Genomic DNA, 22379 nt, shown 5'->3' on the forward strand with positions numbered 1-22379 from the left:
GCAATTCAATAAATTCTTTCTATTCTAAAATTCGAGTTCAGAAATTCTGTAAATCCTGATCTCAGACGGCTTTTTTAGCCCTGTTTCCAAATATGGTGCTACCCAGGCGCACCATGTTGCTGCCCTGTTCAATAGCTAATTTGTAATCAGATGACATTCCCATTGATACCGTGTCAAAGGTTTCGTCCTTCCTGAAAAAGCTGGTTTTAACGCCATCAAAGAAAGTTTTTAGCTCGTAATATTCTTCTTTTATTTGTTTTTCGTTATCAGTATTGGTAGCAATACCCATTAGCCCGCGTATACGGATATTCCTTAAAGCAGCAAATTCCTCGCTACGTAACATCTCAATGGCCTCGTCAAAACCTAAGCCGAATTTGGTTTCCTCATCGGCAATGTAAACCTGCAGCAGGCAGTCAATCACCCTGTTTGCCTTGGCAGCGTGTTTGTTTATCTCCTGCAGCAATTTAATGCTGTCAACAGATTGTATCATGCTTATAAAAGGCGCAATATATTTTACTTTGTTGGTTTGCAGGTGACCGATGATGTGCCACTCTATGTCGGCAGGGAGTTGAGGCTGTTTTTCAACCAGTTCCTGCACAATGTTTTCACCAAATAAACGCTGGCCTGCATCATAAGCTTCTTGTATATCCGTTATGGGTTTGGTTTTTGAAACTGCTAACAATGTCACACCTATTTGCTCGGTCTCTTTTTTTAGGTTCCTTATATTATCTGCAATGCTCATTAATGCGTAAATTTGTGTTTAAAACGCCGCTAAATTACAGAATGCAGAAATATATAACCTTGTTTTTTTCAGTATTGCTATTTGCTGCATGTAAACAGGCTGCAACACCGCCGCCTGATGTTGTAGCAGAACCGCAAATGGTTAATCTGTTAACCGAATTACATTTAACTGATGGCGAACTATATACCGTTACGCCCGTAGCAGACACGCTTTATAAATACGGTAGAGAAAAATATATTGCAGTATTTAAAAAACATCACATCAGCGAAAAACAGTTTGACGACAGCTACAAATATTATACGCAAGACCCTGAAAAGATACAGGGCATATATGAAAAAGTTGATAAGGTGCTAAAGGCAAAACTCGACTCGATTACAAAAGCCGGGAAAAAGCCCGGTGCTACCCAACAAAAGCCTCAAATTAATGCTGTACCCCAAGAATAGCGCAGATAAACTTGGTTTTACCGAGATAAAAGAACTTATAAAAGCGCACTGCCTGAGCACCATGGGGCAAGACATGGTGAACAAGATACAGGTGATGACTAATTACGACCTGATCCTGAAATTTTTAAATCAGGCAAACGAGTTTAAGAATATACTGCAGAATGATGATGCACTGCCCATCAATCATTTTTATGATATAAAATCGCTCGCCAACAAAGCTAAAATAGAAGGCGCCTTTTTATCTGAAGAAGAATTTTTCCAGGTACAGGCATCACTTAACACTGTTTTTGCAGTGATAGCCTATTTTAATGAGCGGGAAGGTGTTTACCCTAACCTGGAAGCACTGTTTGAGCATTTGCCCATTGAGAAAGCCATTATCCGCAAGATAGACCAGGTGATAGATCCTAAGGGCAAGATTCGTCATAATGCATCACGGGAGCTGATGGAAATTACATCAGGTATTGCCAAGGCAGAGCAGGAAGCGCGCAAAAAGATAGACCAGGTGTTTAAGCAGGCATCAGCCAACAACTGGACGGCCGATGGTTCGCTTACCGTACGTGATGGCCGTTTATGTATCCCTTTACTTGCCGAAAATAAGCGTAAGCTCAAAGGTTTTATCCATGACGAATCTGCTTCGGGCCAAACGGTTTATATGGAGCCGGAGGAGGTGTTCTCGCTCAATAACCTCATCCGCGATCTGGAATTTGAGCGCCGCCGCGAGATCATCAAGATACTCACTGCCTTAACAGATGAGCTGAGGCCTTATGTACCTTTGCTATTATCTTACCATGGGTTATTAACCAAACTTGATTTTGTGCGGGCCAAAGCATTGTTTGCCATTGAGATTGAAGCAGAAATGCCGAAATTGGTTAACGAAGGAAAATTTCGCCTGTTAAATGCAAGGCATCCGTTGTTGTTCCTCAATTTTAAAAAGGAGCAAAAATTGGTAGTACCACTCAATGTTGCTATAGACGATAGTACGCGGATAATCGTTGTATCAGGCCCTAACGCGGGAGGCAAATCTGTTTGTATGAAAACGGTTGGCCTGCTTCAGATGATGGTGCAGGCAGGTTTGCTGATACCGGCGAGCGCGGATAGTGTAGCTGGCGTGTTCAAACAATTGTTTGTTGACATAGGTGACGATCAATCTATAGAAAGCGACCTGAGTACTTACAGCGCTCATCTTTCTAAAATGAAAAAGTTTGTGGAAGATGCCAACGGCAAAACCATGATACTGATAGATGAGTTTGGTACCGGCACCGATCCACAGTTTGGTGGCCCCATTGCCGAAGCTGTTTTAGAAGCTTTAAATAACAAAAAGGTGCGGGGGATGGTAACAACCCACTACTCTAATCTTAAGATATTTGCCAGCAATACCGAGGGGATAGAGAATGCATCAATGTTATTTAACAATACCGAAATGCAGCCGCTTTACATGCTTGAGGTAGGCAAACCCGGTAGTTCTTATGCCTTTGAGATAGCGCAGAAAATTGGCCTGCCTCAAAATGTGCTTAACCTGGCCAAAAACAAAATAAGCGCCGGGCAAAAAAAGGTTGATAGCTTACTGGTTGACCTTGAGCGTGAGAAAAAGGAAATATTTGATACCAAACTAAAGCTGGATAAACAGCAGCGACGTGTGAATACCTTATTGGCAGAGAATGAGGAGTTAAAATCCTTTTTAGATGAGAACCGCAAGAACCTCTTGCGCGAAGCGAAGCAGGAAGCAAAAACCATCATACTTAACGCAAACAAACTTGTTGAAAATACCATTGCCGAAATTAAAAGCAGCAATGCCGATAAGGAGGTAACACGCTCCCTTCGAGAAAATCTTAATAATGAGGTAAAGAAAAACACCGTTAAGGTTGAAAGCCCTGCGAAGGCCGCTGCCACGGATGAAGAAATTAAACCCGGGAACTGGGTAAAACTGATCGATGGTGACACTACCGGCCAGGTAATGGAAGTAATAAAAGACAACGTGGTAATAGCAATGGGCGACTTGCGTACCGTGGTAAAAAAGAAGCGGGTTGAAAAAGTTACCCGTGCATCAGTACCTAAAGAGATCCGTCGCGGCAATAATCAAACAGGCGATATGGCCAGTTTTAGTCCTGAGATTGATGTAAGGGGTATGCGTACCGAGGATGCCTTGCATGCCATTGAAAAGCTTTTTGACCGCGCATTGATGATGGGCTTTAATAATCTTAAGATTCTGCACGGCAAAGGCGATGGTATCTTACGTAAAATGATACGACAGTATCTTAAAAAGTATGAGCAGGTAGATAGGATGGAGGATGAGCATGCAGACAGGGGCGGGGATGGTATCACATATGTGTATTTAAAATAAGTAGCGATGAAAAAGTTGAGCTTAATTTTTTTACTGACTTTGGTTTTTGCAGACTACGTTGCAAAAGCCCAAAATATTGTCAACTTCAAAGACTCCAAGATCTTTTATATGGGTCGCACATCAGTAAGAGATACATCGGCTGAGCTGTCATGGACGGCCGCTGCCATCATAGTCAACTTTAACGGTACGGCTGTAAAAGCAACCTTGAATGATGAGAAGGGCCTCAATTACTACAACGTTGTTGTAGACGATAAGGTTGTTCAGGTGATTAAACTTAAGCAAGGCAAAAACGAATACGTTTTGGCTGCCGGGTTACCTGCAGGCGAACATAAACTTGAATTATTCAAACGTACAGAGTACGACTGGGGCCGCACCTGGTTTTATGGGTTCAATATAGATGGCAAACTGCTTGCGCCGCCAACTTATAAGCACCGTATTGAATACTATGGCGATTCTATAACCTGTGGCATGGCAGACGAAGATACTTCGGGCAAAGACCGCGGTGACAATGATTATGAGAATGGCTACGCCAGTTATGCCAACGTAGCTGCCCGGTATTTCAATGTCGATATGCACTGTATCTCTAAAAGCGGTATTGGCATCGTGATCAGCTGGTTTGATTATGTGATGCCCAACATTTACGATAAGATTTATGCACACGGCGATGAGAAATGGGATTTCAGTACGTACACGCCCGAGATCGTTGTTGTTAATCTCTTCCAGAATGATTCGTGGTTGACCAAAGCCAAAGACAACGAGCAATTTAAAAAGCAGTTTGGGAGCACGCCGCCCACACCGGAATTTATCATAAGCCACTATCAGGCATTTATTAAAAACATCCGTGCTAAATATCCTAAAGCCAAAATAGTATGTGCATTGGGTTCAATGGACGCAACTAAAGAAGGCTCGCCATGGCCGGGCTACATAGAGAAAGCTGTTGCCGGGTTAAATGACAAAGGGGTATACACTCATTTTTTTGCGTTTAAAAATACGCCAGGCCACCCAAGCGTTGCAGAACAAAAAGCAATGGGCGAAGATCTGATAGCCTATATTAAGACCACTTTTAAATGGTAAAAATAGAAATGTCATTCTGAGGGACAAGAACCTTTTAGCGTGCAATACCGCTTAATAGATTCTTCGCTGTCGCTCAGAATGACATTTAGTTTCATGCGAGTGAGTTATCTAACTTCTCACAAAATTATTCCCCAACTTTTTGCTGATCAGGTAATTCGCGGTTGCCGGCTATGTCACCATCGGCATTTACGCCGGTTTGGGAACCGTCATTATCTGCGGTACCTTCCTGGTAGCTAAGGTTCTGTTCGTTTTTATTTTCGTCTCCCTCTTGGTTACTTTCTTCTGTACCTTGCTCTGTGGCACTGTTTTCTTCGTTAGATTGCCCGGTCGGTACTGCTCCTGAAGCTTCCGTAAAGTTCGATTGGCCTAATTGATTAGGATCCTTAAAGTTGTTAAATTCAGGATGCTCTTCGGCAGGTTCGGTACGTTTAAAATAATCGTTGCTATACCCGGCGTTGCGTGATGGGTTATTTGCATCATCTCCTGATGGCGTGTTGCTGTCGTCACCGAAGCTTTGTCCGCCATATCCCTGGCCTTCCATTGCTGGTTTGTTAGCTTCTTTTTCTTCGCTGCCGAACATAAAGGCTTCACGGCGCAGATCTTTTTCCTCTAAATTATCATCGTCCTCAACACGGTAAGCATTTGGCTGCTGGTTGTCGTTGCTATTATTAAGTTCCATTTTGTTTATAGATTGATGTATAGTAATAAGGTTTGAATTTTTTAATTGTTTGCAGTATTTAACTCAAAGTAAATAAATAGAAGCTTAAGGCGGTGTTCATGAGCGTTCACGATGTTCACAAGTGTTCATGCTGTGAACGTGAACAAAACACATATATAAAAAGTTATTATGCATGCATAGTATTTGTTTGAAAAAACTACATTTGCCAATAATCAATTATAAACATGAATAAAGTTGTCAGTGGTGCCCAGGAAGCCATTAACGATATTAAAGACGGTATGACCTTGATGCTGGGCGGCTTCGGTTTATGCGGCCTGCCGGAGAAAACCATCCTTGCTCTGGCTGCAAGCGGCATTAAAAACCTTACCTGCATATCTAACAACGCCGGTATAGATGATTTTGGCATAGGTTTGTTACTGCGTAATAGGCAAGTTAAAAAGATGATATCATCATACGTTGGGGAGAATGCTGAGTTTGAACGTCAATTACTTAGTGGCGAACTTGAGGTAGAACTCATCCCCCAAGGAACTTTGGCAACCCGCTGTATGGCAGCCGGCTATGGCATGCCTGCCATATTTACGCCTGCAGGTATTGGCACCGAAGTAGCCGAGGGCAAAGAGGTGCGCAACTTTAATGGAAAAGATTACCTGATGGAAATGGCCTTTGATGCTGATTTTGCCATTGTTAAAGCCTGGAAGGGAGATACCATGGGGAACCTCGTGTACCGCTCAACAGCCCGCAATTTTAATCCTGTTATGGCTATGGCAGGTAAAGTAACCATCGCCGAAGTGGAAGAATTGGTTGAACCCGGAGAATTAGACCCCGACCATATACATACCCCCGGCATCTACGTGCACCGTATATTTAAAGGTGAGAATTACGAGAAAAGAATAGAGCAAAGAACAGTAAGAAAACCGTAACACCAACGCGTCATTGCGAGGTACGAAGCAATCTTAAAGGATAAGGACTTTGAACCGACTATGAGATTGCCGCGTCGCTGATGCTCCTCGCAATGACGTATCTTATAATTTAATAAGCTAATAGACCTATGTTAGATAAAGAAGGCATTGCTAAACGCATAGCAAAAGAAGTTAAAGACGGCTACTACGTTAACCTGGGTATTGGCATACCAACGCTGGTAGCTAATCATATCCCTGAGCACATTGATGTAGTGCTGCAATCTGAGAACGGTTTATTAGGCATGGGGCCTTTCCCGTTCGAGGGTGAAGAAGATCCGGATACCATCAATGCCGGTAAACAAACCATAACCAAACTACCCGGTTCTGCGGTCTTCGATTCGGCCATGAGTTTTGGCATGATACGGGCTAAGAAAGTCAACCTTACTATTCTTGGTGCCATGGAGGTTTCTGAGAACGGCGACATTGCCAACTGGAAAATCCCTGGTAAAATGGTAAAGGGAATGGGAGGGGCTATGGACCTGGTGGCCTCGGCCGAGAACATTATTGTGGCCATGCAGCACGTTAATAAGGCAGGCGAATCAAAACTTTTGCCCAATTGCACCTTGCCCTTAACCGGTATTAAATGCGTTAAAAAAATAGTGACCGAATTGGCTGTATTGGATGTTATGCCTGATGGAGGATTCAAACTCCTGGAACGCGCTCCCGGCGTTTCCGTTGAGGAGATCAAAAACGCAACCGCAGGCAAGCTTCTAATTGATGGAGATGTGCCGGAAATGGTAATATAGTTTTCAGTTAACCGTGGGCAGTTTAACATCGCTAACTGCAAACTTTTAACTGCAAACTTTAAAATATCCCTATATTTACCGCATGCACCATTTGATAGCGCCTTCTTTATTAGCTTCCGATTTTGCAAACCTGCAAAGAGATATCGAACTGGTAAATGCCAGTGAGGCCGATTGGTTTCATGTGGATGTAATGGACGGTATGTTTGTGCCAAACATCTCTTTCGGGTTCCCGGTGATAAAGGCTATTAAAAAGCATGCTCAAAAACCGCTGGATGTTCATTTGATGATCGTTGACCCGGATAGATATCTAAAGGATTTTAAAGAAGCCGGGGCTGATAGCATTACAGTGCATTACGAGGCTTGTCCGCATTTACATCGTACCGTTCAGGTTATCAAACAATTAGGCTGCAAAGCTTCGGTAGCTATCAATCCTGCAACGCCCGTTGCTAATTTGGTAGATATTATCGCCGACCTGGATATGGTTTTGGTCATGTCGGTAAATCCCGGTTTCGGTGGCCAAAAATTTATTGAACATACTTATACCAAAATCGCACAGGTTAAAACACTCGCTGCAAATGCAAATCCCAATCTTAAAATAGAGGTTGATGGTGGTGTTGATATCGGTAACGCAGCCAAGCTGGTTGAGGCAGGCGCAAGTGTGTTGGTAGCAGGTAGTTCAGTGTTCTCCGCAAGTGATCCATCACTGGCTATATCCCAACTTAAGCATTTATAGCCGCCCTCTGCTAAATTTTTCGGCGTACATTTTTGTTCACATACTCATTAAAACCACTATTTGATGATTGTTGCGATATTTTAAAAAAATGTAAAAAAAGTCTATAATTTTTGTCGAATTAGCTACCTTAGGCGCGTCTTAGTACAAACTTAATAAACCAACATAATAAATTAGTTATGAAATATAATTTCGGTGCCGGACCCGGCATATTGCCTCAGGAAGTATTCAAACAGGCAGCAGCGGCTGTACTTGATTTCAACGGAACAGGTTTATCCTTACTGGAGATATCGCACCGCTCACCGGAATTTGAAGAAGTGCTGAATGAAGCTGTTGCGTTAGTAAAAGAACTATTTAACGTACCCGAAGGTTATTCGGTACTATTTTTACAAGGCGGTGCAAGCACCCAGTTTGCATTAGCACCTAATAACTTATTGCCTGAAGGCGGTAAAGCTGCTTATCTTGATACCGGCGTTTGGGCAAGCAAAGCGCTAAAAGAAGCGAAATTCTTTGGTAATGTTGAAGTAGTGGCTTCCTCAAAAGAAAGCAATTACACATACATCCCTAAAGATTATACCATACCAACTGATGCGGCTTATTTCCACATCACATCAAACAATACCATTTACGGCACGCAGTTGCATGAGTTTCCTAAGTCGCCTGTACCTATGGTTTGCGATATGTCATCAGACATTTTTAGCCGCGAGGTAAACGTTGCCGATTTTGGTTTGATCTACGCGGGTGCACAAAAAAACATGGGGCCTGCAGGTGTAACTTTGGTAATTGTTAAAGATGATATTTTAGGCAAAACTGATCGTAAGATACCTGCAATGTATAACTACCAGGTGCAGATAGAAGGTGGCTCAATGTACAATACGCCGCCATGTTTTGCCATTTACGTATCTATGCTAACGCTAAAGTGGTTAAAATCAAAAGGCGGCGTACCTGCCATCGAGAAAGAAAACAACGAAAAAGCGCGTGTATTATACGAAGAGATTGACCGCAACCCGCTATTTAAAGCTGTTGCAGCACCTGAAGACCGTTCCCGCATGAACGTTTGCTTTGTGATGGAGAACGCAGAACTGGAAAAACCCTTCTTGAAATTATGTGACAAAAAAGGTATCGTAGGTATCAAAGGTCACAGAAGTGTGGGCGGTTTTCGTGCTTCTATCTACAATGCATTGCCAATCACCAGCGTTTACGTGCTGATTGATGCCATGCGCGAGTTTGCTGAAAAGAATAAATAAATAGCTCATTAGTTCACTGGTTCAATTGTTCATTGGTAAAATGAGCAGACCAATGAACTGATGACAAATGAACTAACGAACACTAATAAGATGATCAAAATATTAGCTAATGACGGTATCGATCCGATAGGTAAAAAAATGCTTGAGGATGCCGGTTTTGTAGTGGATACCAATAACATTCCGCAGGACGAGTTACCTACACGCTTACAGGAGTACGACGCCATTACGGTGCGTAGTGCTACCAAAGTGCGTAAAGCATTAATTGACGTTTGTCCGGGCCTTAAACTGATAGGTCGCGGTGGCGTTGGTGTAGATAACATCGATGTTGATTACGCGAAAGAAAAAGGTATAGGTGTTTATAACACCCCTGCATCTTCATCGCTTTCAGTTGCCGAACTTGTTTTTGGACACCTGTTTGGAGGTGTACGTTTCCTGCAGGATAGCAATCGCAAAATGCCGGTAGACGGCGCTACAAAATTTAACGACCTTAAAAAAGCTTATGCCAAAGGTGTTGAGCTGCGCGGCAAAACTCTGGGTATTCTTGGTTTTGGCCGTATCGGTCGCGAGGTAGCCAAAATTGCTATCGGTGTAGGTATGGAAGTTTTAGCGTTCGACGTATTTCCGTTTAACCCTGAGGTTGAAGTTGTTTTAGGGGGTGGTTATGTTGCCAAAGTAGCCGTTAAAACTGCAACCAAAGAAGAGATCATCGCTAATGCTGACTTCATTACCCTGCACACGCCATTTGTTGATAAAGCACTTATTGCTGCAGCTGAATTTGAGCAAATGAAAAAAGGTGTTGGTTTGGTAAATTGTTCACGCGGTGGCCTAATTGATGAAACCGACTTGATTGCAGCTTTAGACAGCGGTAAAGTTTCATTTGCTGCGCTTGATGTTTTCGATAACGAGCCAACCCCTCGTCAGGATATCTTGTCTCACCCTAAGATCTCGCTTACGCCGCACATCGGTGCTGCTACCAATGAGGCGCAAGAACGTATAGGCGTTGAGCTGGCAAGTTTAATTATTCAGCATTTTAAAGGATAATCTCTATAAACTTATATTTACAAGGCCCTTGCATTTGCATGGGCCTTTGTTGTTATTTATCGTTTGATATTAGCTCTTCTTCGAAATGCTATAATTTACACCGGCAGTATAAATAAAATTATATTTTTGCAGCAATTGAAAAGATCGCGGTAGTATGTGATCTTATGTTTAATATTTATTTATAATATTTAAATCATAGTTGTAGATGATTAACATTACACTTCCTGATGGTTCCGTTCGTGAATACGACAAAGGAATCACCTCTATGCAGATAGCCTTGTCTATCTCTGAAGGCTTAGCACGTAACGTATTAGCTGCCGAAGTAAACGGCGAAGTTTGGGACGCCAGCCGTCCTATTGAAGCAGATTCGACCATAAAATTATTGACCTGGAATGATGCCAAAGGTAAAGCCACCTACTGGCACTCATCGGCTCACTTAATGGCGGAGGCGCTTGAAGCACTTTACCCAGGTACAAAATTCGGTATCGGTCCGGCCATTGAAACCGGGTTTTACTATGATGTTGACTTTGGCGACATTCAATTCTCGTCAGACGATTTCAAAAAGATCGAAGACAAGATGATAGAGCTTGCAAAAACTAAAAGCGATTACATTCGCAAACCGGTAAGCAAAGCTGATGCTATTGAATACTTTACTGAAAAAGGCGATGAGTATAAACTCGACCTGATAAAAGACCTTGCAGACGGCTCTATAACTTTATACAGCCAGGGTAACTTTACCGACCTTTGTCGCGGACCGCACATCCCTAATACCGGCCATATCAAAGCCGTTAAATTGATGAGCATGGGTGGCGCATACTGGCGTGGTGATGAAAGCCGTAAACAGCTTACCCGTATCTATGGTGTAACGTTCCCTAAAGCCAGCGAGCTTGCAGATTATGTACACCTGATTGAGGAAGCAAAAAAACGCGATCACCGTAAATTGGGTAAAGAACTTGAGCTTTTTGCTTTCAGCGAAAAGGTAGGTATGGGTTTACCGTTGTGGTTGCCTAAAGGTGCTGCCCTGCGTGAGCGTTTAACCCGCTTTATGCAAAATGCGCAGGTTAAAGCCGGTTATGAGCAGGTTATCACACCGCATATCGGTCATAAAAACCTGTACATCACTTCCGGACACTACGAGAAATATGGTGCGGATTCATTCCAGCCAATAAAAACACCTCAGGAAGGAGAGGAGTTCTTGCTAAAACCGATGAACTGCCCTCATCACTGTGAGATATATAAAACAAAACCGCGCTCTTACAAAGACCTTCCGGTTCGTTTTGCTGAGTTTGGTACCGTTTACCGTTACGAACAAAGCGGCGAGTTGCATGGCTTAACCCGCGTACGTGGCTTTACTCAGGATGATGCGCACTTGTTTTGCCGCCCTGACCAGGTTAAGGATGAGTTTAAGAAGGTTATAGACTTGGTGCTTTACACATTTGGTGCTTTAGGTTTTGATAACTACACTGCACAGATATCGTTACGCGACCCTGATAACAAAGCTAAATACATTGGCAGCGATGAGACCTGGGCACTGGCCGAAGCGGCTATTATTGAAGCTGCTGAAGAGAAAGACCTGCCAACCGTAGTTGAATATGGTGAAGCTGCTTTCTACGGCCCTAAGCTTGATTTTATGGTAAAAGATGCCCTTGGCCGTAAATGGCAATTGGGTACCATACAGGTAGATTACAACCTGCCAGAACGCTTTGAGCTGGAATACACAGGCAGTGACAATCAAAAGCACCGCCCGGTAATGATCCACCGCGCGCCGTTTGGTTCGTTGGAGCGTTTTGTGGCGGTGTTGATAGAGCACTGTGCAGGTAATTTCCCGTTATGGTTATCTCCGGAGCAATTTACCATTTTGCCTATCTCAGAAAAGTATGAGGATTATGCAAAAAAACTTTCAGATGAGTTAAAAAATTCTGATATTTGCGGGCTCATTGACTTTAGAGACGAGAAAATCGGTCGCAAAATACGCGATGCTGAAGTCAAAAAGATCCCTTACATGCTTATTGTAGGCGAAAAAGAGGCTGCCGAGGGGCTTGTTTCTGTTCGTAAACATGGTGTGGGTGATCTGGGTAGCATGAGCATTGAAGAATTTAAACAACAAATAATTAAAGAAATAACAGTATAACTTGGCATTAAACAGACCTTTCAATAGAGGACCAAGGCCTCCTTTTAAGAAAAAAGAAGCCGAACATAATATCAACCAATTCATCAAAGCGCCTGAAGTGCGCCTTGTAGGCGATAACATTGAGCAGGGTGTGTACTCATTACGAGATGCACTTGCACTTGCACAAGAACAGGAACTTGACCTGGTTGAGATATCTCCAAACGCTAATCCACCGGTTTGTAAGATAACTGACTACAATAAGTTTATCTACGAGCAAAAGAAGAAGCTTAAAGAGATCAAAAGCAATGCCAAGCAAACGGTTATTAAGGAGATCCGCTTCGGACCGAACACTGATGACCATGACTTTGATTTTAAATTAAAGCATGCCACCAAGTTTTTGGAATCGGGCGAGAAGGTTAGGGCTTACGTTCACTTTAAAGGCCGTGCAATTGTTTACAAAGAACAAGGTGAGATATTATTGCTTCGTTTTGCACAGGCACTTGAAGAAGTTGGTAAAGTAGAACAGTTGCCAAAGCTTGAGGGTAAGCGAATGTTTTTAACAGTAGCACCTAAGGCAGCAAAGAAATAAAAATTACAAATGTGCGGAAGCGCGAAAGTGCAGACGTGCAGATGAAAATAAAACGCTGAGATAGCGTAAACATCTAAAACAAATAAATAACAGTTATGCCAAAAATGAAAACCAATTCCAGTGCTAAAAAGCGCTTTAAGCTTACTGGAACCGGTAAAATTGCCAGAAAAAACGCATACAAAAGCCACATCTTAACCAAGATGTCGACAAAACGTAAGCGTGCCCTTGGTCAGACAAGTTTAGTATCTGATGCTGACATGGGTAACGTAAAACGCATGCTTTGTATCGGCAAGTAATTAATTAATTTTTAACCAGGTATTAGAGTCAAAAGCTTCCCCACCACAGGAACACTCACTACCAAAAAGAAAACAAAATGCCACGTTCAGTTAACGCAGTAGCGTCGAGAAGACGCAGGAAAAGAATCATGAACCTCGCCAAAGGTTATTGGGGTTCACGCAGTAAAGTTTACACTGTTGCTAAAAACACAGTTGAAAAAGGTTTACAATACGCTTACCGCGACCGTAAAACCAAAAAACGCGAATTCAGAGCTCTTTGGATTCAACGTATCAACGCCGGTGCCCGTCAGCACGGTATCTCTTACTCTCAGTTAATGGGTAAGTTAGCCGCTAAAGAAATTGGTTTAAACCGCAAGGTATTAGCTGATTTAGCGATGAACAATCCGGATGCTTTCAAAGCAATTGTTGACGCTGTAAAGTAATTTTAGCACAACGCATAAGAAAGCCCCTGCCAAACGGCAGGGGCTTTTCTGTTTATAGCGTTTACAATCCTACGCTTGGCGCACCGTTGCCCGGCTTACCATCCAGATCATCAAAATGAGACTGATGTTTGTCAGAATTTGTGTATTCTGGCTCATCTGTAATTGTCTCTTCAATAATGATGGCTACGGGTTGATCATATCCTTGCTCAGGATAACTTTGATCTGATGCTATGCCGCCATCTATATCCATGTATTGTTTAAAGTTACGGATATCATTATCAACCAGGTTTTTAAATACCGGGTTTAAAATGTGGGCAATACTGCCACCAAAGCCACCGGCTGGTGGGCGGTAAGATATTACTACATCTATCAGTGTACCATCGCCATCCGGGCTGTCCTGAAAGGTAACCTTCCCTGCATTATCTATCATGGAATCGGGTAAGGAGCTCCAACCGATGCTGTAACCCGGCTCATCCTTAACAATTTCTGCATCCCAGCTTACGTGTGCCGAACCAATTGGCAGCTTAAGCACCCAATGTGATCTGGTTTCGCTGATGATATCTACGCTCTCCAAATGCTTCATAAACAATGGTAGGTTATCCAGCTTGCGCCAAAAATCATATACTTCCTGGCGTGGCTTATTCACCATATAAGATGAGCGTATGTTAATATTAACCGGCTCAAGTGAGTTACGGCCCATTGCAGAGTATAGGTCGCAATGGCCGGTAACACCCCGGTTAAGTAAATAACCGCCTGCACCTAATTTTATAATACTGCTAAACGGACTTTTGAATATTCCTTTAAGGCCGCTTAGGGCAAGTTTGGCACCTGCTGCTATAGATAACGTACGCTCGGCCTGGGAGAGATTGATGCTTTCAGATCGACGCTCGATATCGGCCGTTGTTTCTCTCCATCTATTTGGTGCTGTTAATGTTGTCATAATGTTTCTGTTATAGATTTATAACCATCATAACCATGCCAAATTTTGCTTTATTATCAAATATTTTAACCAGCTTGATTTTAAGAATTTGGGTTTAGATGTCAAATCACTACATTTGCCACGCTTTAGGTGTTAATGCTGCAAATGCGGTATTAAATTAAAAGGGAATACGGTGTAAATCCGTAACTGTCCCGCAGCTGTAAGCTCCGTTAACCAATGTCCAAGTTATTGTCACTGTTTGCCAGCCGGCGAATGGGAAGGCAGGATGGAGGGGAGCAAGTCAGAATACCTGCCTTAGCGTAATATTATTCATGGCTTTCGCGGATTGAAGCATGGAAGCGATTTTCCGGTAATTTATATTGCTGGGTTTTCTCATCTATATCCTACGCTGCCATGATCGTTAGTTATGAAAGGCAGCAAATTTCACCGGAGTGTTTTTTTAAAGGCTATACTTGTACCAGTATTTACGCTGCCTGCAATAATAGTTTTTGGGCAGACAGATACCAGCCGTACGCTTCATGAAGTTTCTGTTAACGCAAACAAGGCACTTGTAGTACCATCAATAACGCCGGTTCAGCAGATCAACAGCCAGGATTTTATAAAATCAGGTTCGTTCAACGTAGCAGATGCCGTTAGGACTTTAAGCGGGGTTAACATAAAAGATTACGGCGGGATAGGCGGGATAAAAACAATATCAGTACGAGGATTAGGCGCAGGACACACCGCAGTGTTTTACGACGGCCTGCAACTCAACGATGCCGAGACCGGACAAATAGATCTGAGCAAACTCAGCCTGATCAATATACGCTCTATAACATTTTATAACGGCCAGCCTGATAACTTGTTACAACCAGCAAGGGCGTTTGCCGCAGCAAGTGTGCTGAGTTTGCAAACTGTACCTGCCCAATTAGGTAAAGAGAAGGCTTATGAAATAACAGCAGGTGTAAAGGGCGGCAGTTTTGGTCTTTTTAATCCTTATGTTCTCTATCAACAAAGATTAAGCAAGCGTTGGACAGCAGTTGTGACCAACAACTACATCAACGCAAACGGACGTTATAAATTTGACACGCCGAATGATGGCAGCGATACCCTTTCAACGAGGCATAACAGCCAGGTAAGATCACTACAAACAGACGCAGCATTGTACTGGAATAAAAATGATAGCAGCCTGTTTAGTGTACATGCTAATTTTTATAACGCCAAACGAGGCTTGCCTGGTGCCGTGGTATTCTACACCGAGTCGCCCGGAGAAAAGCTGGATAATGATGATATATTCCTGCAAGCTTCTTACAAACACATCTGGAAGAACAGTTTGCAATTATTGTTAAACAGCAAGGTTTCGCAATTAAAGGCCCGCTATCTCGATTCGCCTTACTTTAATACGCAGGGTTATATTCTACAGCATTACAAACAGCGCGAAGCTTACCAGTCGGCAGCACTATCTTACAACCTAACCAACAATTGGGCTGTATATTACGCTGTTGATGGTTCTTACACCAAAGTAGATGCTGATGTCTACAAGTATGCCTACCCATCTCGGTTCACGCTACTAAACGCGTTGGCAAGTAAGTTAAAGTTTAACAGGTGGGAACTTGCCGGTAATTTACTGCACACTTACATTAACGAAAAGGTTGAAAGAGGCAAGGCCCTCCAGCAATCGCCGGTGTTATCGCCAACGCTTATATTAGGGGTTCAACCCTTTGCTTCTAAAGAGCTTAAGCTTCGGGCCTTTTACAAAAACATCTTTAGGGCACCAACGCTTGATGAGCTTTACTATTTTGCCTTTGTCGATCGCGTTATCAAACCGGAGTTTGTAAATCAGTACGACCTGGGAGCTACTTACAACAAAGATCTGAATGGGCTGCTTAGCTACGTTTTTCTTAGTACAGACGTTTATTACAACAACGTGCGCGACAAGATCATCGGCATACCCAGTGCTAACCCGGCTGTTTTTTCTTTTAGCAACATTGGCAGAGTGGATGTTAAAGGGCTGGATTTTGGTTTAAAGACTTCCACACGAAATTTTGGCAGCTGGAGTTTATCATTAACAGCAAATTATACTTATCAGCAAGCGCTTGATGTTACCGACCCTGCATTAAGTACTTATCTGCAGCAAATAGCTTATACCCCCAAACATACGCTGGCATTAAATACCGGCATAAATTTCAAAAAGCTGGGTATTTACTACAATCAGATAATCTCATCTAAAAGGAATTACAACGGCGATAATGATCCGGAACATGATGTGCCTGGATATGCCGTTGGTGACGCTTCAATACTTTATAATACGAGCTTTGAGTATTTGCCTTTGCGGCTTTCTGTAGAGGCAAACAACATCTTTGATAAATATTACGCGATCATCCAGAGCTATCCCATGCCTGGTCGCTCGTATCGTTTAACCATGCAAATAACAATTTAAATATATCAACATGAACAAACTTCAAATTAAAGGTTTAATCGCAATAGCAGCACTCGCCTCGGTGTTCTCATCGTGCCGTAAGGATAGGATAACGCCAGATCCTGTAGATCCGGTTGCACCGGCAAACGGCATTTATATATTGAACGAAGGGAATTTTAGCCGTAACAATAGCTCCCTTAGCTTTTTTAGCATCGCATCGCAAACTACAACGCCCGACATTTTTAAAACTGTTAATGGTCGTGGTTTGGGTGATACGGGTAACGATGCCAAAATTTACGGTTCCAAAATGTACATTGCAGTTAATGTTTCAAGTACCATTGAGGTAGTTGACGCAAAAACTGCAAAATCAATCAAACAAATAAAGCTGACCAATGGAGGTGTTGACAGGCAACCACGTAGCATCGTATTCAATAAAAACAAAGCTTTTATCTCCTCTTATGATGGCACAGTGTCTGTTTTAGATACAGCAAGCCTTACCGTAGATAAATACATTACCGTAGGCCGTAACCCAGAAGAGATGGTTATATCGAATGGGAAATTATATGTAGCTAACTCCGGCGGTTTAGATTATGCTAATCCCGATAAAACAGTTTCTGTCATTGATTTAACTACACTTACCGAAATAAAGAAAGTAGATATTACAAGTACTAATCCTATAAATATTGCTGCCGATAATTATGGCGATATTTACGTATTGGCTTACGGTACCGACTATCCATCAAAACCTAAATTGATCATCATCGATAACAAAACCGATGCGGTGAAAACTTCTAAAGATATCGATGCGGGTTATGGCACATCATTCATAGTAGTAGGCGATAACGCATATTACATTACTGATGCAGGTAAAATTGCTGTGTATAATGTGAAGACTGAAGTAACAAAATCAGAAAACTTCATCACTGATGGCACCATCTTTAAAGCACCGTACGCTTTAGCAGTAGATCCTGTTACTCAGCAGATTTACGTTACAGATGCTATTGACTATTCATCAAACGGAAGATTGTACACTTTTAACGATGCTGGTAAAAACCAGGACGTTAATAAAAAAGGTTATGTAATGGATACCGGCATTAACCCTGGTACAATTGTTTTACTCAGCAAATAGCTCTTTTATTTACACTGCTTATTAGGTAAATTTGCGCAACAATAAGTTTATATGTTAAACCAAAACAACAATACACGTAACGTAGTACTAATAACCATGGTGCTGGCTGCCATAGCAATGCGCCTGGTAAACATGCAGTTTCCGGCTTTAAGTAATTTTACCCCGGTAGGTGCTGTGGCCTTATTTGGTGGTGCTTACTTTACAGATAAATGGAAAGCATACATGGTACCGCTTGTGGCCCTTTTTGTAAGCGATATCATTATTAATTACCTGTATGCCGGTAAGTTTACATTTTACAGCAGTTCACTGTTTATGTATGCTTGCTTTATGCTGATGGTTTGGGTAGGTACATTCGTTAAAAACGTTACTGCACTCAATGTTATTGCTGCATCCATAGTTTCTGTATTGATACACTGGCTGGTGATGGATCTTCCGTTCGTGTACGGCATGCCTAACACCTGGACTAATTACGGAACCTTGTTGGTAAGAGCTATTTATCCATTTGAAACCAATATGCTGATAGGTGATGCCATCTATGGTGCGATCTTATTCGGTGGTTTTGAGTTGGCTAAGAGCAGGTACAACGTTTTGCGCACCGAGCGCCAATTAGCTTTGTAATAAGCATTATTAACAATATTTAAAAGCGGTTAGGTATCTAACCGCTTTTTTTATATCTGAACTCTAATTTGAAGATTTATTGGATTGAGAGAATTATTGACTCTAACCTTTAAATTCTTTTAATTCCATAAATTCGGGTTCAGACATTCTAATTTATGAAAAGAGTAGTAGTGCTCACCGGTGCCGGGATAAGCGCCGAGAGTGGCTTAAAAACGTTCAGGGACAGCGATGGTCTATGGGAGGGTTACAACGTTGAGGATGTTGCCACACCCGAAGCCTGGGCTCGCAACCCGGAACTGGTACAACAATTTTACAATGAACGACGGAAATCGGTCTTAGAAGCGGAGCCAAATGCTGCGCATTTCGCCCTGGCAAAGTTGCAGGATAGTTATGACGTGCAGATCATCACACAAAATATAGATGACTTGCATGAACGCGCCGGGTCCAAAAACGTGCTACACCTTCATGGCATCATAACAAGGTCGCAAAGCAGCATCGATCCTAAGCGTACTTACCCTATAGATGGTTGGGAGATAAAAATGGGGGAGACCTGCGAATTGGGTTCGCAGTTACGTGCGCATGTGGTTTGGTTTGGAGAAGCCGTACCTATGATTGAACCCGCGGCTGTACTTTGTTCCCAGGCAGACATCTTTATTTTAGTTGGAACTTCTTTGGCCGTATACCCCGCTGCCGGATTGATCAATTATGTACCGCGAACGGTTACAAAATACATCATCGATCCAAACATTCCAACAGTGGCTAATAGATCTATTGTAGAAATGCCCTTCAAAGCAACTATAGGTATGCCAATGCTGGTAGATAATTTATTAACTAACGAAAGCTAAATTTAGCTTTTTTTATCTTTTTTTGAAGACCAAATTAAATTCTTAAAAGGGTTCAAAATAATATTAAAATTCTTATTGTCAGAAATTTAAATCAACTATCTCAAGTTGATTTGTTTATATCGAAAGACTCCAATTGATGAAAAAAAATTCTATACTTAAAACGCCACCAAATTAAATTTGGTGGCGTTTTGAAATAAATTATAAGATATTAATATACAGTATTTTATATTTACTTATATCAATCAATAATTGTATCGATAATAAGCCTCTTGATAGTCCTTACCCATTTCGCAAAAGCGTGCCGAAACCTTGGAGAGAAAAGCCTCATCAAGTATTTCAAACACTGAATTTACACCGTCGGTCAGATCCATCTCGGGCACTTTGTATGTTTGCTCCAATGTACCTTGTTCCATTTTTACAATAAACTTTTGGTTCATACTCATAATGGTGATCTTAAAATCCGGATGAGGTAATTCTGCTACAACTCTCATTTATCTTTAGTATTTAAAATGGCGTCTAATGGATCTTTCCCATTAATGCTGCCAATGCTTTCCAATATCTTAAAGCGAGCGAATAACTCCTCGCTATACCAGTCCTCGCTTCTTGTTTTTTTGATCACCTCGGCGTGTTCTTTACTGCCGTAGGCAAAGGCTTTCATTTGCGCTGCGCTTTCCCAAACCGAGAAAGTTGCCTGCCTGTATACAGGCGCTTCACCAACACCAATTGAGGTGATGTATCCGGGCGCTCCTGTCATCAGGTTGGCTACTTCATCAACGTGCGACCAGAAATTTTTCAACCTTGAGGTTCGTATAGTGGCCCGTGTAAGCACACCAACAGGCCCTTCTATATCTTTTACGTTGGCTTTGCCAAATGGCTCTTTACCGTCCCATTTGCCGTGGCTTTGCAAAGGTCGGCAAAGTATTGTCCATTGTTCTTTGGCGAGCGTTCTCCACCATCTGCTCACCCATGATCTGGCTGCAAAGCGGTCATAAGCCTCACGATCCTCCCAAACAGCCAACAAGCCCCATTGCTGCCAGTCGGGCTGCAGGTCAAACGTTCCGTTGCGACCGGTGCCTAATAGTTTCCAAAATGTACAGCCATCTTGTAACATCATCGGCAGCCGGTGCAATGCCATGGCAAACAATGCGAATGGTACAAACAGCTTACGGTAACGGACTATAGTTAAACTAATGATCATGTAACCGCGAATTAAAAAATTAAATATGAGATTTAGCTTATTTACTTTCAGCGCAGTGTAATTACTTTTGCCACATGGCAGAAGATCTTAAAATAACCACTTCCGAAAATAAAGAGGAGCAATACCGTTCGCTCATTCCGCAGATAGAAGCATTATTATTTGGCGAAACCGACCTGATAGCTAATCTCGCTAACGTAGCTGCAGCGCTTAAGGAGCAATTTAAATGGTTTTGGGTAGGGTTTTACCTTGTAAAGAATGACCAATTGGTTTTGGGTCCTTTCCAGGGGCCTGTAGCCTGCACACGTATTGCAAAAGAAAAAGGTGTTTGCGGTACATCCTGGGCCAAAGCCGAGACGCTGATAGTGCCCGATGTTGAAGCGTTCCCCGGTCACATTGCCTGCAGTTCTTTGTCACGTTCTGAGATCGTTCTACCCCTCATATATGAAGGCGCTGTAATTGGCGTGTTGGATGTAGATAGTGAGGAATTAAGCGCTTTTAATGAAACCGATGCTAAATATTTGCAGGAAGTTATTAACCTCATAAAATTTAATGCCTAAAGTATTTTTGATAGCGGGCTTGGGGGCAGATAGTAGGATATTTACGCATATTTTACTTCCCAACAATTATGAAAAAATCGGCATTCAACCATTGAATCCTCGAAGAGCGGATACTTTAAATGATGTTGCACAACATGTTATTAATCAATATAATATAACAGTTGATGATGTAGTAATTGGTGATTCCCTCGGTGGCATTATCGCAGTTGAAATTGGCAAGCTGATGCCTATTAGAAAGCTCATACTCACGTCGACAATAAAAACAAGTAGCGAGGAGCCATGGTATTTTAAGATACTAAGAAAGCTTCCTGTTTATGATATAACGCCCGCCCGATTATTTACTAAACTTGGCGCTTTCGTAAAACCGATGCTTAGGCATTTAAGTGATGAAGATGCATTATTGATCAAGAGTATGCTTGCCGATTCTTCTCCTTCATTTTTAAAATGGGGAGCGCAAGCAGCGCTGCATTGGCGCAACGATGTTATCCCTCCCAATCTCCATCACATCATTGGTGATAAAGACCTTGTGTTTCCTTGCAAAAACATTAAAAATCCTACCGCCGTTATTAAAGGCGGCACGCATATCATGGTATTTGATAGAGCTAATGAAATTAACACCCTGCTTGCCGATATCCTTAAGGCATGAAACTACCCCAACTGTACTATAAAAGCCCCAATGTTGTAGCCCTAAGTCGCGACTTATTGGGCAAGTATCTTTACACCTGTATAAATGGTGAGCTAACCGGCGGCTATATTGTTGAAACAGAAGCTTATGCTGGGGCTATTGATAAGGCTTCTCATGCTTATGACGGGCGCTTTACACCACGCACATCTACCATGTTTAAAGCTGGTGGCATAATTTATGTTTACCTCTGCTACGGTATACATGAAATGCTGAACATCGTCAGTTCATCAGAAGGAGAACCGCACGCTATCCTGATACGTGCTATTAACCCAACTGATGGGATAGAGACAATGCTTCAAAGGCGTAATATGGCACAGTTGAAGCCTAATATCACCAAAGGGCCGGGGTCTGTTGCAAAAGCAATGGGTATCTCGAGGAAAATAAATGGTGAAAGCCTGCAGGGTGATCTCATTTGGATAGAAGACCGTGGTTTAGCTTTTGCTGATGACGAAGTTGCCGCTGCACCGCGCATTGGTGTGGATTACGCCGGTGAAGGTGCATTTCTGCCATACCGTTTTTTTGTAAAACAAAATATTTACGTGAGCAAGCCCAACAAATAACAACTTAGCTGGTTATTTGCTCACCTACTA

24 protein-coding genes and 1 riboswitch are annotated in these 22379 nt (G+C 42.3%); of the genes, 19 read left to right on the forward strand and 5 right to left on the reverse strand.

Annotated elements, in window-relative coordinates; translation table 11 throughout:
- Nucleotides 1-61: 61 nt before the first annotated feature.
- A complete protein-coding gene (locus INP83_RS15000) occupies nt 62-742 on the reverse strand; it encodes a YggS family pyridoxal phosphate-dependent enzyme (RefSeq protein ID WP_219124897.1) in 681 nt (226 codons plus the stop codon).
- Nucleotides 743-783: 41 nt separating this feature from the next.
- Here INP83_RS15000 and INP83_RS15005 point away from each other — a divergent pair, with 41 nt between their 5' ends.
- Genes INP83_RS15005 through INP83_RS15015 form a run of 3 tightly spaced genes read left to right on the forward strand, consistent with a single transcriptional unit; the run spans nt 784 to nt 4600 of the window.
- Nucleotides 784-1185 (forward strand): DUF4296 domain-containing protein, encoded by a 402-nt coding sequence (locus INP83_RS15005; RefSeq protein ID WP_219124898.1) that lies wholly within the window; start codon nt 784-786, stop codon nt 1183-1185.
- A complete protein-coding gene (locus tag INP83_RS15010) occupies nt 1166-3526 on the forward strand; it encodes an endonuclease MutS2 (RefSeq protein ID WP_219124899.1) in 2361 nt (786 codons plus the stop codon). Before INP83_RS15005 ends, INP83_RS15010 begins: the two co-directional genes overlap by 20 nt.
- Nucleotides 3527-3532: 6 nt before the next feature.
- On the forward strand, nt 3533-4600 hold the full coding sequence (locus tag INP83_RS15015) for a GDSL-type esterase/lipase family protein (protein ID WP_219124900.1): 1068 nt from the start codon (nt 3533-3535) through the stop codon (nt 4598-4600).
- 124 nt (nt 4601-4724) lie between these two features.
- On the opposite strand, the gene INP83_RS15020 is transcribed toward INP83_RS15015, so the two are convergent.
- Nucleotides 4725-5279 carry a hypothetical protein gene (locus INP83_RS15020; protein WP_219124901.1) on the reverse strand — a complete coding sequence of 185 codons (555 nt, stop codon included), beginning with the start codon at nt 5277-5279 and terminating at the stop codon, nt 4725-4727.
- A 224-nt stretch (nt 5280-5503) separates the two neighbouring features.
- Between INP83_RS15020 and INP83_RS15025 the strand changes: the two genes are divergently transcribed.
- From INP83_RS15025 to rplT, 9 genes are all read left to right on the forward strand, one after another.
- Nucleotides 5504-6199 (forward strand): CoA transferase subunit A, encoded by a 696-nt coding sequence (locus INP83_RS15025; RefSeq protein ID WP_219124902.1) that lies wholly within the window; start codon nt 5504-5506, stop codon nt 6197-6199.
- Nucleotides 6200-6327: 128 nt separating this feature from the next.
- On the forward strand, nt 6328-6984 hold the full coding sequence (locus INP83_RS15030; RefSeq protein WP_219124903.1) for a 3-oxoacid CoA-transferase subunit B: 657 nt from the start codon (nt 6328-6330) through the stop codon (nt 6982-6984).
- 82 nt (nt 6985-7066) lie between these two features.
- Nucleotides 7067-7717, forward strand: coding sequence for a ribulose-phosphate 3-epimerase (rpe, locus tag INP83_RS15035; RefSeq protein WP_219124904.1), 651 nt, complete (start codon nt 7067-7069; stop codon nt 7715-7717).
- A gap of 176 nt (nt 7718-7893) precedes the next feature.
- The gene (serC, locus tag INP83_RS15040; protein ID WP_219124905.1) at nt 7894-8961 is read left to right on the forward strand and encodes a 3-phosphoserine/phosphohydroxythreonine transaminase; all 1068 of its coding nucleotides are present in this window, start codon (nt 7894-7896) and stop codon (nt 8959-8961) included.
- A 90-nt stretch (nt 8962-9051) separates the two neighbouring features.
- Nucleotides 9052-10002: a D-2-hydroxyacid dehydrogenase gene (locus INP83_RS15045; RefSeq protein WP_219124906.1), complete on the forward strand. Its 951-nt coding sequence runs from the start codon at nt 9052-9054 to the stop codon at nt 10000-10002.
- Nucleotides 10003-10207: 205 nt separating this feature from the next.
- A complete protein-coding gene (thrS, locus tag INP83_RS15050; RefSeq protein WP_219124907.1) occupies nt 10208-12133 on the forward strand; it encodes a threonine--tRNA ligase in 1926 nt (641 codons plus the stop codon).
- Nucleotide 12134: 1 nt separating this feature from the next.
- Nucleotides 12135-12701 carry a translation initiation factor IF-3 gene (gene infC, locus INP83_RS15055; RefSeq protein WP_146271231.1) on the forward strand — a complete coding sequence of 189 codons (567 nt, stop codon included), beginning with the start codon at nt 12135-12137 and terminating at the stop codon, nt 12699-12701.
- Between the two features lie 95 nt (nt 12702-12796).
- Entirely contained in the window at nt 12797-12997 is a 201-nt protein-coding gene (gene rpmI, locus INP83_RS15060; RefSeq protein WP_090525627.1) for a 50S ribosomal protein L35, read from the forward strand.
- A 77-nt stretch (nt 12998-13074) separates the two neighbouring features.
- Nucleotides 13075-13419 carry a 50S ribosomal protein L20 gene (gene rplT, locus INP83_RS15065; RefSeq protein ID WP_117381412.1) on the forward strand — a complete coding sequence of 115 codons (345 nt, stop codon included), beginning with the start codon at nt 13075-13077 and terminating at the stop codon, nt 13417-13419.
- 61 nt (nt 13420-13480) lie between these two features.
- Here rplT and INP83_RS15070 read toward each other — a convergent pair whose 3' ends face one another.
- Nucleotides 13481-14359 carry an SRPBCC family protein gene (locus tag INP83_RS15070; RefSeq protein ID WP_219124908.1) on the reverse strand — a complete coding sequence of 293 codons (879 nt, stop codon included), beginning with the start codon at nt 14357-14359 and terminating at the stop codon, nt 13481-13483.
- Nucleotides 14360-14469: 110 nt separating this feature from the next.
- Nucleotides 14470-14671, forward strand: a riboswitch (cobalamin riboswitch).
- A 94-nt stretch (nt 14672-14765) separates the two neighbouring features.
- Here INP83_RS15070 and INP83_RS15075 point away from each other — a divergent pair.
- From INP83_RS15075 to INP83_RS15090, 4 genes are all read left to right on the forward strand, one after another.
- Nucleotides 14766-16778: a TonB-dependent siderophore receptor gene (locus tag INP83_RS15075; RefSeq protein WP_219124909.1), complete on the forward strand. Its 2013-nt coding sequence runs from the start codon at nt 14766-14768 to the stop codon at nt 16776-16778.
- A gap of 10 nt (nt 16779-16788) precedes the next feature.
- Nucleotides 16789-17886: a DUF5074 domain-containing protein gene (locus INP83_RS15080; RefSeq protein ID WP_219124910.1), complete on the forward strand. Its 1098-nt coding sequence runs from the start codon at nt 16789-16791 to the stop codon at nt 17884-17886.
- A gap of 51 nt (nt 17887-17937) precedes the next feature.
- Nucleotides 17938-18504, forward strand: a complete 567-nt coding sequence (locus tag INP83_RS15085; protein WP_219124911.1) for a DUF6580 family putative transport protein — start codon at nt 17938-17940, stop codon at nt 18502-18504.
- A 155-nt stretch (nt 18505-18659) separates the two neighbouring features.
- The gene (locus tag INP83_RS15090; protein WP_219124912.1) at nt 18660-19349 is read left to right on the forward strand and encodes an NAD-dependent deacylase; all 690 of its coding nucleotides are present in this window, start codon (nt 18660-18662) and stop codon (nt 19347-19349) included.
- 242 nt (nt 19350-19591) lie between these two features.
- Here INP83_RS15090 and INP83_RS15095 read toward each other — a convergent pair whose 3' ends face one another.
- Nucleotides 19592-19840 carry a hypothetical protein gene (locus INP83_RS15095; protein WP_219124913.1) on the reverse strand — a complete coding sequence of 83 codons (249 nt, stop codon included), beginning with the start codon at nt 19838-19840 and terminating at the stop codon, nt 19592-19594.
- Nucleotides 19837-20547 (reverse strand): DUF3291 domain-containing protein, encoded by a 711-nt coding sequence (locus tag INP83_RS15100; protein WP_219124914.1) that lies wholly within the window; start codon nt 20545-20547, stop codon nt 19837-19839. Before INP83_RS15100 ends, INP83_RS15095 begins: the two co-directional genes overlap by 4 nt.
- A 74-nt stretch (nt 20548-20621) precedes the next feature.
- On the opposite strand from INP83_RS15100, the gene INP83_RS15105 reads away from it, so the two are divergent.
- From INP83_RS15105 to INP83_RS15115, 3 genes are read left to right on the forward strand one after another with little or no spacing between them, the layout of a single operon-like run.
- Nucleotides 20622-21104, forward strand: a complete 483-nt coding sequence (locus tag INP83_RS15105) for a GAF domain-containing protein (protein WP_219124915.1) — start codon at nt 20622-20624, stop codon at nt 21102-21104.
- On the forward strand, nt 21097-21750 hold the full coding sequence (locus INP83_RS15110) for an alpha/beta hydrolase (protein ID WP_219124916.1): 654 nt from the start codon (nt 21097-21099) through the stop codon (nt 21748-21750). Before INP83_RS15105 ends, INP83_RS15110 begins: the two co-directional genes overlap by 8 nt.
- Nucleotides 21747-22349, forward strand: a complete 603-nt coding sequence (locus INP83_RS15115) for a DNA-3-methyladenine glycosylase (protein ID WP_219124917.1) — start codon at nt 21747-21749, stop codon at nt 22347-22349. Before INP83_RS15110 ends, INP83_RS15115 begins: the two co-directional genes overlap by 4 nt.
- Nucleotides 22350-22379: the final 30 nt, after the last annotated feature.

The sequence above is a fragment of the Mucilaginibacter sp. 21P genome (assembly GCF_019331605.1).
GTDB lineage: Bacteria > Bacteroidota > Bacteroidia > Sphingobacteriales > Sphingobacteriaceae > Mucilaginibacter > Mucilaginibacter achroorhodeus.

What these genes read in the sequence shown, in the direction of transcription:
- INP83_RS15110 (WP_219124916.1), top strand. Translation starts at nt 21,097, where the DNA reads ATGCCTAAAGTATTTTTGATAGCGGGCTTGGGGGCAGATAGTAGGATA.
- thrS (WP_219124907.1), top strand. Translation starts at nt 10,208, where the DNA reads ATGATTAACATTACACTTCCTGATGGTTCCGTTCGTGAATACGACAAA.
- INP83_RS15015 (WP_219124900.1), top strand. Translation starts at nt 3,533, where the DNA reads ATGAAAAAGTTGAGCTTAATTTTTTTACTGACTTTGGTTTTTGCAGAC.
- INP83_RS15030 (WP_219124903.1), top strand. Translation starts at nt 6,328, where the DNA reads ATGTTAGATAAAGAAGGCATTGCTAAACGCATAGCAAAAGAAGTTAAA.
- INP83_RS15025 (WP_219124902.1), top strand. Translation starts at nt 5,504, where the DNA reads ATGAATAAAGTTGTCAGTGGTGCCCAGGAAGCCATTAACGATATTAAA.
- INP83_RS15080 (WP_219124910.1), top strand. Translation starts at nt 16,789, where the DNA reads ATGAACAAACTTCAAATTAAAGGTTTAATCGCAATAGCAGCACTCGCC.
- INP83_RS15105 (WP_219124915.1), top strand. Translation starts at nt 20,622, where the DNA reads ATGGCAGAAGATCTTAAAATAACCACTTCCGAAAATAAAGAGGAGCAA.
- INP83_RS15075 (WP_219124909.1), top strand. Translation starts at nt 14,766, where the DNA reads ATGAAAGGCAGCAAATTTCACCGGAGTGTTTTTTTAAAGGCTATACTT.
- rpe (WP_219124904.1), top strand. Translation starts at nt 7,067, where the DNA reads ATGCACCATTTGATAGCGCCTTCTTTATTAGCTTCCGATTTTGCAAAC.
- INP83_RS15020 (WP_219124901.1), bottom strand. Translation starts at nt 5,279, where the DNA reads ATGGAACTTAATAATAGCAACGACAACCAGCAGCCAAATGCTTACCGT.
- INP83_RS15070 (WP_219124908.1), bottom strand. Translation starts at nt 14,359, where the DNA reads ATGACAACATTAACAGCACCAAATAGATGGAGAGAAACAACGGCCGAT.
- INP83_RS15115 (WP_219124917.1), top strand. Translation starts at nt 21,747, where the DNA reads ATGAAACTACCCCAACTGTACTATAAAAGCCCCAATGTTGTAGCCCTA.
- INP83_RS15045 (WP_219124906.1), top strand. Translation starts at nt 9,052, where the DNA reads ATGATCAAAATATTAGCTAATGACGGTATCGATCCGATAGGTAAAAAA.
- serC (WP_219124905.1), top strand. Translation starts at nt 7,894, where the DNA reads ATGAAATATAATTTCGGTGCCGGACCCGGCATATTGCCTCAGGAAGTA.
- INP83_RS15010 (WP_219124899.1), top strand. Translation starts at nt 1,166, where the DNA reads ATGCTGTACCCCAAGAATAGCGCAGATAAACTTGGTTTTACCGAGATA.
- INP83_RS15100 (WP_219124914.1), bottom strand. Translation starts at nt 20,547, where the DNA reads ATGATCATTAGTTTAACTATAGTCCGTTACCGTAAGCTGTTTGTACCA.
- INP83_RS15090 (WP_219124912.1), top strand. Translation starts at nt 18,660, where the DNA reads ATGAAAAGAGTAGTAGTGCTCACCGGTGCCGGGATAAGCGCCGAGAGT.
- rpmI (WP_090525627.1), top strand. Translation starts at nt 12,797, where the DNA reads ATGCCAAAAATGAAAACCAATTCCAGTGCTAAAAAGCGCTTTAAGCTT.
- INP83_RS15095 (WP_219124913.1), bottom strand. Translation starts at nt 19,840, where the DNA reads ATGAGAGTTGTAGCAGAATTACCTCATCCGGATTTTAAGATCACCATT.
- rplT (WP_117381412.1), top strand. Translation starts at nt 13,075, where the DNA reads ATGCCACGTTCAGTTAACGCAGTAGCGTCGAGAAGACGCAGGAAAAGA.
- INP83_RS15000 (WP_219124897.1), bottom strand. Translation starts at nt 742, where the DNA reads ATGAGCATTGCAGATAATATAAGGAACCTAAAAAAAGAGACCGAGCAA.
- INP83_RS15085 (WP_219124911.1), top strand. Translation starts at nt 17,938, where the DNA reads ATGTTAAACCAAAACAACAATACACGTAACGTAGTACTAATAACCATG.
- INP83_RS15005 (WP_219124898.1), top strand. Translation starts at nt 784, where the DNA reads ATGCAGAAATATATAACCTTGTTTTTTTCAGTATTGCTATTTGCTGCA.